The 13,567-nt window shown below is 38.6% G+C and carries 13 protein-coding genes and 1 pseudogene; 7 read left to right on the top strand and 7 right to left on the bottom strand.

Going from position 1 to position 13,567, the window contains the following annotated elements; all coding sequences use genetic code 11:
- Window positions 1-31: 31 nt before the first annotated feature.
- The 3 genes from ABFY81_RS16560 to ABFY81_RS16550 all read right to left on the bottom strand — a co-directional run bounded on the left by ABFY81_RS16560 (window position 32) and on the right by ABFY81_RS16550 (window position 2,699).
- Entirely contained in the window at window positions 32-577 is a 546-nt protein-coding gene (locus ABFY81_RS16560; RefSeq protein ID WP_004705933.1) for a glutathione peroxidase, read from the bottom strand.
- 121 nt (window positions 578-698) lie between these two features.
- Window positions 699-1,463 (bottom strand): AraC family transcriptional regulator, encoded by a 765-nt coding sequence (locus ABFY81_RS16555; RefSeq protein ID WP_347914197.1) that lies wholly within the window; start codon window positions 1,461-1,463, stop codon window positions 699-701.
- Window positions 1,464-1,484: 21 nt separating this feature from the next.
- Window positions 1,485-2,699, bottom strand: coding sequence for an MFS transporter (locus ABFY81_RS16550; protein WP_347914196.1), 1,215 nt, complete (start codon window positions 2,697-2,699; stop codon window positions 1,485-1,487).
- A gap of 135 nt (window positions 2,700-2,834) precedes the next feature.
- On the opposite strand from ABFY81_RS16550, the gene ABFY81_RS16545 reads away from it, so the two are divergent.
- Both ABFY81_RS16545 and ABFY81_RS16540 read left to right on the top strand, forming a co-directional pair.
- The gene (locus tag ABFY81_RS16545; protein ID WP_077164355.1) at window positions 2,835-3,488 is read left to right on the top strand and encodes a TetR/AcrR family transcriptional regulator; all 654 of its coding nucleotides are present in this window, start codon (window positions 2,835-2,837) and stop codon (window positions 3,486-3,488) included.
- 106 nt (window positions 3,489-3,594) lie between these two features.
- Window positions 3,595-4,515: a DMT family transporter gene (locus tag ABFY81_RS16540; RefSeq protein WP_004705929.1), complete on the top strand. Its 921-nt coding sequence runs from the start codon at window positions 3,595-3,597 to the stop codon at window positions 4,513-4,515.
- Between the two features lie 390 nt (window positions 4,516-4,905).
- On the opposite strand, the gene ABFY81_RS16535 is transcribed toward ABFY81_RS16540, so the two are convergent.
- Genes ABFY81_RS16535 through ABFY81_RS16525 form a run of 3 tightly spaced genes read right to left on the bottom strand, consistent with a single transcriptional unit; the run spans window position 4,906 to window position 7,831 of the window.
- Window positions 4,906-5,475, bottom strand: a complete 570-nt coding sequence (locus tag ABFY81_RS16535; protein WP_019458003.1) for a Sua5/YciO/YrdC/YwlC family protein — start codon at window positions 5,473-5,475, stop codon at window positions 4,906-4,908.
- A gap of 50 nt (window positions 5,476-5,525) precedes the next feature.
- Window positions 5,526-6,656, bottom strand: a complete 1,131-nt coding sequence (dprA, locus tag ABFY81_RS16530) for a DNA-processing protein DprA (RefSeq protein ID WP_347914195.1) — start codon at window positions 6,654-6,656, stop codon at window positions 5,526-5,528.
- A gap of 20 nt (window positions 6,657-6,676) precedes the next feature.
- Window positions 6,677-7,831 carry a LysM peptidoglycan-binding domain-containing protein gene (locus ABFY81_RS16525; protein ID WP_347914194.1) on the bottom strand — a complete coding sequence of 385 codons (1,155 nt, stop codon included), beginning with the start codon at window positions 7,829-7,831 and terminating at the stop codon, window positions 6,677-6,679.
- A gap of 122 nt (window positions 7,832-7,953) precedes the next feature.
- On the opposite strand from ABFY81_RS16525, the gene def reads away from it, so the two are divergent.
- From def to ABFY81_RS16505, 4 genes are all read left to right on the top strand, one after another.
- A complete protein-coding gene (gene def / locus ABFY81_RS16520) occupies window positions 7,954-8,484 on the top strand; it encodes a peptide deformylase (RefSeq protein WP_004705924.1) in 531 nt (176 codons plus the stop codon).
- Window positions 8,485-8,519: 35 nt separating this feature from the next.
- Entirely contained in the window at window positions 8,520-8,936 is a 417-nt protein-coding gene (locus tag ABFY81_RS16515) for a DUF2946 family protein (protein ID WP_347914193.1), read from the top strand.
- Window positions 8,937-9,009: 73 nt separating this feature from the next.
- Entirely contained in the window at window positions 9,010-11,124 is a 2,115-nt protein-coding gene (locus ABFY81_RS16510) for a TonB-dependent copper receptor (protein WP_347914192.1), read from the top strand.
- Window positions 11,125-11,177: 53 nt separating this feature from the next.
- Window positions 11,178-11,384 (top strand): hypothetical protein, encoded by a 207-nt coding sequence (locus ABFY81_RS16505; RefSeq protein ID WP_039252952.1) that lies wholly within the window; start codon window positions 11,178-11,180, stop codon window positions 11,382-11,384.
- 68 nt (window positions 11,385-11,452) lie between these two features.
- Here ABFY81_RS16505 and ABFY81_RS16500 read toward each other — a convergent pair whose 3' ends face one another.
- A complete protein-coding gene (locus ABFY81_RS16500; RefSeq protein WP_347914191.1) occupies window positions 11,453-12,667 on the bottom strand; it encodes an oxygenase MpaB family protein in 1,215 nt (404 codons plus the stop codon).
- A gap of 87 nt (window positions 12,668-12,754) precedes the next feature.
- Between ABFY81_RS16500 and ABFY81_RS16495 the strand changes: the two are divergent.
- Window positions 12,755-13,322, top strand: a pseudogene (locus ABFY81_RS16495) (TetR/AcrR family transcriptional regulator).
- Window positions 13,323-13,567 lie beyond the last annotated feature (245 nt).

The raw sequence follows: 13,567 nt of genomic DNA, 5'->3' as shown, positions 1-13,567 counted from the left end.
AGCACTCTTTTTTATGAAATCGCTATAAAAATTATTTAGCGAGTTCTGCTTCAACTGCTTTTACAATTTGTTCGTCGTCTGCTGTTAAGTTTGGTGCAAAACGAGCAACAACTTCACCATTTTTATTCACTAAGAATTTTTCAAAGTTCCATAAAACTTCTGGCGCTGGGTTAGTTGGAATACCTAGGCCTTCCAAACGCTCGCGGAAAGGACCTTCACCAACGCGTTCTGGTTGAGCTGTTGTGAGTGCTTGATAAAGTGGGTGTTTATCTTCACCTGCTACAGAAATTTTAGAAAAAAGTGGGAAATGAACATCGTAGTTTAATGAACAGAATTGTTGAATTTCTTCATCTGAACCAGGTTCTTGTTCTTTAAAGTTGTTTGCAGGAAAACCTAAGATTTCAAGACCTTGATCTTTCTTTGCTTGATAAAGCTTCTCTAAGCCTTCGTATTGTGGAGTTAAACCACATTTAGATGCTGTGTTTACGATTAATAAAACCTTACCTTTATATTGGTCAAGGTCAACCGCTTCGCCTGAAATGGCTTTTACTGGAATGTGATATACAGATTGAGTCATGAGTCTTTCCTAAAGATTGTAATTGATATCAAGTAACGCATTTGTTTTAACTGCTATTCTTGAGGAGTGCAATAATATTCGTGTTCAAAAAATAAAAAGAGAAGAAAAAGCAGACTGTGAGCTAATTGTTTCTGATTTGTACAGGGGTTTGGCCTGTATATCTCTTAAAAAATTCAATAAAACTGGAACTGTGTTGATAACCGAGGTCATATGCTAAACGTTTAATCGGCATGCCTTGTCGAATTTGATGAATGGCGTAAACAATTTTGGCTCGATTACGCCATTCTGATAATGAAAGTTGTAACTCTTGTTGGCTTAAACGCAATAAATGACGATCACTGACTGAAAAATTCTGAAGTAATTGTTGTAGAGAGTGGTTAAAGAGCAGTGGATCTGAAAGCTTTTCCAAAATTGGTAGTAAAACTGGATGACGTGTTTGGGGTAAGTAATGAGAATATGCTGTAGCTTGCTGTAACTGATCAAATAGAACTTGCAAAAGATGTTCTAAATGTTCAGGTTTTCCATTTTGTTTTTGCTGCTCCAAAATTTGTAAAACCAGAGTTCGAAAGAAAGGCTGAATACTAAAGCATTTACAGACATCACCTAAAATAGAACAGAGGCTAGGGTGTAGTCGAATACAAATATAGTGAATTTCATGGTCGATATGAGTAGATTGATGGACCGTTTGAGGTGGAATCCAAAGTCCATAGCTTGGAGGAGATAAGTAGATTTGTTCTTCTACTTGCATTTCCAAAATGCCATTCAAACTGAAATTAAAATCTCCCCAAAGTGAAGCATGAGGACGAACAATATCTTCTTTTTCATATAGAAATTCATGAACTTCTATATTGTTCAATAAGGAAAATTGTTGGTCCTCATTTTTCATCTATTTACTCTGAATAATATTTTAATTTTCACAAGTCGCTTTAGGATTATTTAAGCCTTTGGCAAAGGTAAATGTACTAATTAATGCTAAAGCAACGAAGCTTAATACACCATAAATTAAAGTATTTTCATTGAAATGATCAACTACATACCCACCTAATAATGAGCCTGTCGCAATCATGACTTGGAACATACCGACGAAGAGCGGCATGCCTTTTTCTACGGCATGAGGTGCGTGTACAAACATCCAAATATTGGCAGAGGTAGGAAAGGCACCGAATGCAAAGCCCCATAGTGCAGTAAGAACGATGGCACCAAATTCATGAATAGCAAAGATAGGAAAGCCGAAAAACACGATTGCAAAACATGTTCCAACGAAGGCTAGAGTGTAACGGACATTTAAGTTACCGCTATATCCTGCAAATGCATTTCCAAAGATACCAGCAATTCCGTAAAGCAATAATAATGAACTAATGGTGGTACCGTTAAATCCTGCAATATTCTTAAAAAAAGGCGCTAAATAACTGTAGGCACAGAAGTGAGCAAGACCAATTAATAAAACAATCAACATGCCACTACGTGCTTTAGGTGTGCGCAATAACGCAGGTAAATCACGAATATGAATTGCTGAGTCTGGTATAAGTTTAGGTAGGAAAATCAGTTGAAGTACGAGTACAACAAGACCGATCGCAGCGGTAATACCAAATGCACTACGCCAGCCATAAAACTCACTTAACCAAGTTCCAATTGGTACCCCTAATACAGTCGCAAAGGTTACACCAGCCATAACTACGGCAGTGGCTTTAGCAATAGGCAAATGTGCAGGTGCGAGCTTACCGCTTAATGCAATAGCTGTGGCCCAAAAGCCACCGATTGAGATACCTAAAATTAAGCGGCTCAGTAATAAAACATGGAAGTTTTCTGCAAAAGCAGTAATGGTATTGGCAATGACCATAATTGCAGTGAGTAAAATAAGCACATAACGACGGTCAAGTTGTTTGACTGAAACAGGTAATAGCGGAGCTGCAATCGCTGCCATAATGCCGGGCACAGTAATGATAAGACCAGCTGTACCTACAGAAATATGCAAATCAGCCGCAACGCTATTTAAAACACCGACTGGTAAAAATTCACTTGTTACTAATGCAAATGCTGCAATGGCAACGGCCAAAATGGCAAACCAGCTCCCTTGAGTGGAGGTCGTGGGTCGCGCTTTAGAAGTAGTAGATTGTTCCATAAGAAATCCTGACTTGGCTAAATTCAAAGTGAAGAAAGACAAATTTTTAATTAACTAACGATCATTATAAAAATAAAATAGTTGATAAAAAATCGAACGTCAATTAATTTAATAACGATTGTTATAAAAATAGATGTGATCTTTATGACAAATAGGCATGAAACAGATCTTGTTGTTAATGAAGAAACGCTGAAAAAGAAGCGTGGACGTCCTAAATGCTTTGATGAGCAGCAAGTGTTAGAGAAGTCAATGTTACTTTTTTGGGAACATGGCTACGAAGCAACGTCGATTAGTGACTTAACGCAGGCTTTAGAAATTACAGCACCAAGCTTATACAGTACTTTTGGTGATAAGGCAGGCTTGTTTTATAAGAGTATTGATTACTACTTAGCTCATGAAGCATGCCCTATAGAAACAATTTTTTTAGAAGCCAAAACAGCAAAAATTGCTTTTGAATTATATCTTTATGACAATGTAAAAAGATTGGTTCAACCTAATAAGCCAGCAGGTTGTATGTTGGTAGTTGCAGCTATGAATTGTTCTGATGCAACGCAAGACGTACAGCAAAATTTATTAGATAAGAGAATAAAGACCAAAGAAAAGTTATTAAAACGTCTAGAACAGGGGGTAGAGCAGGGCGACTTAGCTGCCGATGCACCTCTTCAAGAAATGACAGATTTCTATGCCACAGTTATTCAAGGGCTGACGATTCAAGCGAGAGATGGCGCGAGTACCGAGCAACTACACAAAGTAGTAGAGCATGCCATGAAAGCTTGGGCATTATTTTAAAAAAATTAGTAATGTCCTAAGTTCAATATCAATGTCGGAAATGCGATATTTCAATTTATTAAGACATTCTCCAAAATAAAATCTCTTTTGTAGAGGGTGTATTACTATGAGTCAGGTCATGAAATATCACAAATGGGCATTTATTTTCCCCATTTTGGCAGTATTGATTTGGTCTTTAAATATTGTAGTCACTCGATACGTCTCGGATTATATCTCTCCGGTGAGCATTAGTTTTTATCGATGGCTAATTGCTTTTATCATTTTGACTCCATTTATGATTGTGTCAGTTTGGAGACAGAGACAGTTAGTAAAACCATATTTGCCTAAGCTTGCTGTGCTAAGTGCATTTGGAATGGTGCTCTATCAAGGTCTTGCTTACACAGCAGCTCACTATACCACTGCAACTAACATGGGGATTGTGAACGCATTCATTCCGATCTTTACTATTTTTGTTTCTCTTGCAATTTTAAAAGATGTGCCTAATCGATTTGCAGTTTTTGGCAGTATTTTATCTTTCGCAGGTTTGCTATATGTCATGTCCCAAGGAGATATTCATAAACTGTTAAGTGGTGGTGGACATCTTGGTGATGCTTTAATGATTATTGCCGTGTTCTTCTACGCATTTTATGGAGTCTTCCTTAAAAAATGGCAGCTTCCGCTTCCAATCATGACAAGCTTATATGTGCAGATTGGGTTTTCTGTGATATTTCATCTGCCTTTAATTTTCTGGTTTGGTCTTGATGGCTTGAATGCGGCAAATGCGCCAAGTGCAATTTATGCTGGAGTATTTGCCTCTTTAATTGCGCCGTTAGTTTGGATGTTAGCCGTACAACAACTTGGCCCAAATAGAACCAGCATCTTCATGAACTTGGTTCCTGTCTTTACGGCAGTCATTGCAAGCGTTTGGTTATCTGAACAGTGGACCATTTACCATACTTTAGGTGGCATCGTGATCTTAATTGGTATCATTATGGCTCAAAAAAAGGTCAGTGTTAAAAAACCAGACTTAATCCAAGAGCAAAACTAAAGTCATTAAAAAAACTATGGCATATTTTAGAAAAAACTGATGAAAATATGCCATTTTTTTCTTAGTTAAAGTTTTTCTATATGATTTATAAATAGATTATAAAAACAAGTTGAAATATAAATATTAAAAAAGACGAGTAAAAATATTAATATAATTTTAACTTATAAGCGAAAAAATCTAAATTCCCTACACTTTTCATGCTTTTTTTAGAGAAATTATATATTTCTCTACTATAGTCTCTTACCACATAATAGCGTCCACTACGAAAGACGCTATTTTAAGCAATTTTTCTTTCGTTCCAGAGATATCCAAACCCTCTGGATGCGGTATATACCCATCCTTTTTTATGCTCAGTTATCCCTATATAACTGAGCTTTTTTTTGTCTACAATTAAGGACGAATGACTTCACCAGTTAAGGCATTAATGATTCGGCTTGGTTGCTGACTTTGCCCTAAGTCACCATTAAGATAGTTTAATTGTGAACCAAAGTATTGGCAGGCATCTTGTAGTGAATGAGCAGGCTCTTGTCCACTAGGATTGGCACTCGTCGACACAATAAAACCATGAAAAGCGTTGCACAATGCCACACATAAAGGATGTGTTGTTACTCGTACAGCAACAAGGGGATGTTCACCCTTAATCCATGAAGGTATATGCTGATCGGCTGGCAATAACCAAGTCGTAGCTCTTTCTGATGGTTGATGATTAGACCAGCAGTCAATGATCTCTTGTTGAGTCGTTTGTGGTAAAGAAGTCAGTAAATGCTCGACTTGACTAATGTGCCCAGCTAATAAAATGACGCCTTTTTCGATAGGACGCTGCTTCAATTCAAGAATTTTTTGAAAAGCTTGCTCATTAAACGGGTCACAGCCTAGTCCCCAGACTGCCTCAGTTGGATATGCCAAAACTTGACCTTGTTGTAAACATTCGGCTGCTTCGGTCACTGAGGTCGTAATCATGGTAATACTTTCCTTTCAATCAAACAGAGTCGTTATTGTGCGCTCTAATATTAAGAACGACAACGTAAATACAATCCTGATTGTTGCATACATAAACCGAGTAGTTCTAGTTCCATCAATGATGAGGTGAGTTCAGAAACAGGTTGTGAATGATGCAAAATAAGCTGGTCAATATTTTGGCCTACCCAGTCTAAAGACTGATAAAGATTAATCAAATGCTCTGGAATTTCTGGGGTGCAAGAAACGATTGCCTCCTCTGTTGAGTTTTGTTGGCTCTGCCATTGGGTGGGTAGGGCGAGGTCTTCAATAATTTGTTCAGGGTGATCGACTAAAATTGCACCTTCACGAATAAGTTGATGGCAACCTTGATGAAATTCACTGTAAATATGACCGGGAATGGCAAATACGATTTTGCCTTGCTCAGCTGCTTTATTGGCAGTAATGAGGGAGCCACTTTTTAAAGTCGCTTCTACAACTAATACGCCTAAACTCAGACCGCTAACAATTCGGTTTCTACGTGGAAAATGTTGCTGTAGAGGTGGTGTTCCCGGTAAAAACTCACTAATGATGGCGCCGTTCTGAGCCAGAATATGTTCTGCCAATTTTTTATTTTGAGCTGGATAGGTACTGTCTAAACCTGTACCTGTCACTGCTATCGTACGTTGATGAACAGATGCACCTTGATGAGCTGCTTCATCAATGCCGTATGCCAAGCCGCTACTTACATAAAAACCTTTTTCACTTAAATAATAGGCAAAATCATAAGCCACCTGACGACCATGTGGGCTAGGTTTTCGGCTACCGACAATCGCAATTTGCGGTTGTAATAATGCTTGTGCCTGACCTTTTCCAAAAATAACAGGTGGATGATCTGTATAAGGGAGTAATTGAGTTGGATAGCCAGCATCATCTGGCGTTAGAATAAAATCAGTATGTCGCTGAACTTGTTGTATAAGTCGTTCAAACTCGGTTTGACCTTGCGCCGTTTGAAACTCGTTTAGACGCTTTAAGTGATTAGCATGTAAGCCAAGAGATTGCCACTTTGCTAAACCATCAGGTTGAGTGGCTTTTTCACAGTCTCCAAAATAATCAATAATTTTTTTAAAGCTAACTAACGAGTGTTGCACCAAATACCACACTTTAAGTGTGTGGTAATGGTGTGAAGAAAGTTGGGTAAGCATTGTAAATGGTACATCCAGCACTAATCAGTAAAACGAGGTGGCTGAATGCTTGAACCGACTTTAATTGGTAAGTTGCTTTCTAGAACATAAGCATAGCTCAGCTGATCAAAAGTTCTAAAGACCATTAAACTACCAATTTGTTGACCAGGTAGCTGGATTGGTTCTTTTGTTTTTGGATCGTGAATGGTCTCGCCTTGTTGATCAATATCAAAAACTTGACCAACCTGAACACCTTGTGCTGTACCGCGGTCTAAAGTCACGACACTATTTTTTGCAGCTCTACCAATTGATCCCATGACGCGAATAATTTTGCCGCCATCAGTCACTTGCTTAGCATCTACGGGGTAAAATAATGTTGGTAAATTAGCTTGTTCTTCAGGCATAACACGATCGCCACGACGTACTTCACCATCATAGCTATCGGTAAGTTCCAATGTGGTAATGTCTTTTTCAGTAGACATCGCAACACCAGAAGCAACCTGTGACAGCTCTATGCCTAAGCTATGCTTTTTACCTTTACTGTCTGTGAAATAGTAAGGTTCGCCTTCGCGATAAACAGCATAGCGCTGACCTTCAACTAGACCTTTTCCTCTTGCATAAATAGTTTGGCCTTTTCCTGCAAGTACACGTTGATCTGCTGTCCCAACAATGTAAGGTGTGTTGGCAATTGAATCGGCTGGTAAAATAGTACTGTGCTCTAACCACTGTTTAATATGTTCAAGTGGAATAACCGGTACACTGTTATTTAATGCTTCGACACGAACTTGTGGTTGCAAGTTTGTGGTTTGGCCTGTGTAACGACGAATAATACCTACACAGCCATCTCCTTCATCTTTACCTACCAATGGTCGTCCATCTAAGCTACACAGTAGTAATCTGTCACCTGGATAAATCCAGTGCGGATTTTTCACATGTTGATTGCTTGCCCAGATTTCAGGCCAACGCCATGGTTTATTTAGAAAATGACCGGAAATATCCCATAAGGTATCTCCACGTTTTACAACATACACATTGGGTGCATTGCTTTTAAGAGAAGGCGGATTATGATTCGGACTGGCAGCATGAACCTCTGCTACCGTACCAAATGCAACTCCTGTACAGAGTGCTAAAGCAAGTAAATGCTTTTTTATCCCCAAAGCATGAAATTGAACCATGCCGTCAAAAACCTTTTTCATTATGATAATTCCTAAAAATTATGCGTGCAGATGCGTTATAATAGGCGGCTAACACACAATTTTTCGATGAAGTATTTCCTTCATTTGGTTTTTTAATCAATGGCATAAGTGAGGACGTCAGTATGGCCTTATTACCTATTTTAAGTTTTCCTGATCCCCGTCTTCGTACCATTGCTAAGCCTGTTGAAGAAGTTACTGATGAAATTCGTCAACTTGCAGCAGATATGCTTGAAACCATGTATGCGGCACCAGGTATTGGTTTAGCAGCTTCTCAGGTCGATCGTCATATTCAGCTTATCGTCATAGATTTGTCTGAATCTAAAGATGAACCTTTGGTTTTCATTAACCCCAAAATAACTCCACTGACTGAAGAGACGCAGCCGTACGAAGAAGGCTGTCTATCAGTGCCACAAATATACGACAAAGTTGATCGCCCGTCACGTGTGAAAATCGAGGCAATTAACCTTGAAGGTCAAGCATTTGAGATAGAAGCTGACGGACTTCTCGCTGTTTGTATCCAACATGAAATGGATCACTTAAAAGGCAAATTGTTTGTGGATTATTTGTCGCCACTTAAACGTCAGCGCGCACGTGAAAAAGTCGAAAAGATTGTTCGTCAACGCGAGCGTGAAAAAGTTGCGGTGAAACGTTAAAAGTTTTTTCAAACATTATAGTGTGGATGTGATTTTTGGTTTTTCGTAGTGGTCTGTTGCTCGCATGTGCAGCAGTGTTTTTACAGATTGCGGTATTTCTACAGCCGCTATTGCCGAAGCAATATCAAATTGCTCCGGTCTGTGAAACTATTACCCGCGCTTTGCTTAAACCCAAGGCACAGATGGAAACCATGTCACATACCATGCATATGCATCATGAGCGTCATATCGAGCAGGCACAATTACCTGACCACCATGATGCAAATCACCAGTGTCAATATTGTACCGTCTACGCCAATCTGGTTTTACCTCCCGAATTTGGCGTAAAAGAGGTACTCGTTCGTATACAAGTTCGCTTAGTCGCCTATCAACAAGCATTTCGACATGTTTATTTTGCACTACAGCGACTCTTCTTACTCCCGCAAGGGCGTGCACCGCCTCTATTTGCATAAATAAAAGCAGTTTTTTGTTGGGGTCTTTATTGACTTCGATATCACTTTATTTATGTTTTAGAGCGTATAAAAAATGCCACATTCTAAATTCTTATTACAGCCTTTATGGGTTGCGATGCTTGCTGTCTCTCATTCGGGTTTCGCTTTTGCCGATTCAGAAAAAAATGATGCCGATTCAAAATCGCTTCATTCATTGGCACCTATTGTTGTTACAGCACAGCAAGGAAACGATGCAAATGGTCTGATTGTACATGCAGACCCGAAACAGCCAATTCAGCCAGTACCTGCTACAGATGGAGCAGACTATCTACAAAGTATTATGGGCTTCAACTCAATACAAAGCGGTGGAACAAATGGTGATGTGACATTCCGAGGCATGTTTGGTTCACGCATCAAAATTTTGACAGATGGAACGGAAAACCTAGGTGCATGTCCAAACCGTATGGATGCTCCAACTTCTTATATCTCTCCAGAAAGTTATGACCGTATTTCTGTCATTAAAGGTCCGCAAACTGTTCAATATGCTAATACTGGTTCGGCAGCTACTGTGCTTTTTGAACGTCAGCCTGAAAAGCTCACCTCTGAAAAACCTTATCGTGGACAAGCGAGTGTTTTATTAGGTTCATATGGACGTATTGATCATAATGTTGAAGCGGCCGTTGGTGATGAGAAAAAATATATCCGTTTAAATGCCAACCGTTCAGAATCGAATAGTTATCAAGACGGTGATGGAAATACCGTACCTTCAGCATGGAAAAAGTGGAATGCTGATGTAGCACTTGGCTTTACTCCAGATGAGGACACATGGATTGAACTCACAGGTGGGAAATCGGATGGTGAATCGCTTTATGCTGGACGTTCAATGGACGGATCTCAATTTGCTCGAGAAAGCTTAGGTCTGCGGTTCGAAAAGAAAAATATCACTGATGTCATTAAGAAAATTGAAGGGCAGGTGAACTACAGCTATAACGACCATATTATGGATAACTTTAGCTTACGTACTCCGCCATTAGTTGAAATGAATCATGGTGGTATGATTATGCTCATGCCAAACGCGATGGCAATGCAGGTAACGCGCCGTACATTAAACTCACGTTTGGCCATGACTTCTGAATGGAATAAGTGGAGCCTGATTACAGGTGTAGATTCTCAATTCAATAAGCATGGCGGTAGCATGTCATCGCCGAATATGCCTTCTATGAATGTTCCATATCGTCAAGATATGCGTTTTCGATCATACGGTGCTTTTGGTGAACTTGGTTATCAATGGAACGATCTCAACAAACTGGTCACAGGTGTGCGTTTAGATCGAGTCACAGTTGAAGATGAACGTGCCGACTCTCAAGCACAAGGTTTTAACACCAAACTTGAAAAGACGTTACCGAGCGCATTCGTCCGTTGGGAAAATCAACATCCTGAGCATGACTTAAAAAGCTATATTGGTTTAGGTTATGTAGAGCGTATGCCTGATTATTGGGAGCTTTTCTCGCCTAAACACGGTAATGCTGGCTCAACCAATACCTTTAACGGTGTCAACCCTGAGAAAACATTGCAGTTGGATCTAGGCTTCCAGCAACAACATGGAGCTTTAAATACATGGGCTTCAGCTTATGCAGGTTTAGTAGATGACTACATCTTAATGAGTTACCACCATCACCCAAGTATGGGAATGGGTGGGCATGATATGAGCAATGATATTACTGCGGGTGCCAAAAATGTTGACGCGACTATTGCTGGTGCAGAGGCGGGTATTGGATACCAATTTACTGACCATATTCAAGCAGATTTGAGTGCGATGTATGCATGGGGTAAAAACACCACAGATAACAAGCCGCTACCTCAAATTTCACCTTTAGAAGGTCGATTAAATATTCGATATGTAGCTGACAAGTATAACTTGGGTCTGTTGTGGCGAGCGGTTGCTGAGCAAAACCGTGTGAGTCTACATCAAGGTAATATCGTGGGATATGATCTAAAACCAAGTAAAGGTTTTTCAACTCTTTCTTTAAACGGAAGTTACAACCTTCGTAAAGATATTGATGTCTCTGTTGGTATCGATAACGTATTAGATAAGACCTACACAGAACACTTAAATAAAGCGGGAAGTGCAGGCTTTGGATTTGCGAGCGAAGAGCAGTTCAATAATATCGGAAGAAATTATTGGGTTCGTATGAGCATGAAGTTTTAATCAGCTTAATGAATTAAATAAACTGAAAGAATTAATTTAAAGAGAGAAATGAAATGACAAATAAACTATCGCCAGAACAATCTTGGTGGGGATGGAAGTTACTTATTGTAGCCTCTATCTTAGCCTTACTATTTATGCTTATTTTTTATTGGGCAATTAACAATGAACCAGATTATATGCCAAGTCAAAAGAACAAGCAGATGATGGAGTCACATGAGCAAATGAATCACGCTGAAATGCACAGTTCATCAGCTCAATAGACTCCTTAATATTTAAAAATGGAAGTCCGGATAACGGGCTTCCATTTTTTATTTTTAGGTTTTAAAAACTATTGATGCATACTAGCTAAGGTTTTTACCTTACCTTGATTTTCATAAAGACGTAGGCCAAGTTTCTGTAGATTACGACCTGATTGAGTTAAAAAAATTTCAACTTTGGGTGAAATTTTTGCGCCGTTAAAAAGTACTGAATTACGCAAAATCAGATAATAAGCAAACCATGGAGCAGACTGTTGAGGCAATCCAAGTAGTTTCATCCGTTTCTTACCAATAAAAAATTGGGTAAGTTCTAAATGTTGTCGATAAGCAAGCTTCTGCTGCAAAGAGCGCAGATGCAGATATTTTCTCTCAAAAGGTTCTTTTGACAAGCTTGATCCTAACTCAACACTGCTGTGATCGGAGTGAGGATGAGCAAACTGCATCCAGTAAAGTAATCGCCAGCCTTCAGTTTCAGATTGAATAAGCCATTTTTCATCAATACCCATTAACCATCCGACATAACGCCAAAAATGTAAAAAACTCTTGGTTTCTTGTTTGGTTGGCCAGATACCTAATGCTCTCATACCAAGTAAAACTACACTGCTAAAAGCCAAATTAGTCATGGCTAAATCAAACTGATTAAGAGGAATTCCCCAAACGTCACTATTCCAACGATCAGACTTTTTTAATTGTCGGCGAACAAGAGCATGAATAAAACGAACATAAATCGTTGAAGTAAAACCTGAGCTTAAACGATCAAGTCCTTGAGGTTCAGTAATATCAACCCACCATTTTGTAGTTTCTGCTAAACGAGTACCTGCCTGTTTCTTTAGTGCGCCTGTTAAAATTAATGGTTGATTAAATCCAGGATATAAATATCCCGCCATTAAAGATAAATCTCTAAGAATAAAACCATTATTTATTCCTAAACGATGAGTAAATTTAACAGCCGCATCAATTTGGCGCTGATCTAACCACTCAGGCTTTTGTTCAATGTAATTAAAGAAATTTTCTAACTCATTAGGTATAGGCTCGAATAGGTCATTACGGCCTTGAAATAATATCTTTTCAAAAATCATGCGATGATCTTTGGGATTTTGCATAACCCAATCAATCACCTTATCCATTTCAACGTCCCCTTCACAAAGAGCACGTTGTAAAGATAAATATTCCGTATAGTTGGGTTGTACAGGTTTTTCACAACAGATATTTAAAAACTGAGTAAAGAAATTACTATCTTGCATATCATTAAAAGAAGCAAGTCGAGTCGGGCTAATCATTTGCATATCGTTACTTACTTATTGATCTGAATAATAAATAGGCTAATATGAATAATTATTCGCATTCAATTCGCATTTAACGAATAAAAAACGATGAGAAAAGTCCCACAGCAACAGCGTTCAAAAGTTATTGTTGACCATATCTTAGAGGCAACACAGCACTGTATTGCCCAATATGGATTGCTTCATACCACAACTCCTAAAATTGCAGAGAAATCTGGAGTGAGTGTAGGCTCGATTTACCAATACTTTGAGAATAAAGATCAAATCATAGAAGAACTATTGCACCGTAAAAGCGAACTATTAGGACAACAACTTAAAGAGCTGGTTATGCATCAAGGAAATATTCCTTTAGATCTGCTTATTCCCTTGGCGATAGAGCTAGGATTTAATGCATTAAAAGCCGATCACGGATTTTTTATAGAAGTACTGAAACATTGGCATGACTATAGTCATTCGCAAGCTGCTCAGATTTTAGAGAAGCATTTTTTTGAAGTGGGACTATATACATTTAGTAGAAATCCTCATCAGTGGGACTTCGAACAAGTGAAACATAAATCTTTTGTAATTATTAATAGTACGCTTTTTACGATGATGCGTTACGTGAGTCAGAATAATTTTCTCATATCAGAACAACAACTTAAGCAAGAATTATCGATGATGATACTGGCTTATTTGGGTCAAAAATAAATATTTAAAATAATTATTAATATAAAACAATAACTTAATTTGGTATTTGGTTTAAAAGTGAACGCTCAAGTCATAAGTTTTTAATTTTCGCTTGCAACTGGTTCTTAATCCTCTATAATGCACATCCATCGGCGGTGATGCAGATAGAAACTTGTTAAAAAACAGTTACTTGTGATTAAGTTGATTGCTTTAAGTGATGAATTTGATGATAAGGTG

The sequence above is a fragment of the Acinetobacter sp. WA-87 genome (assembly GCF_039938935.1).
Taxonomy (GTDB): domain Bacteria; phylum Pseudomonadota; class Gammaproteobacteria; order Pseudomonadales; family Moraxellaceae; genus Acinetobacter; species Acinetobacter seifertii.
Note: the sequence above shows the minus strand (reverse complement) of the source record. Positions and strands in the feature narration are given on the sequence as shown.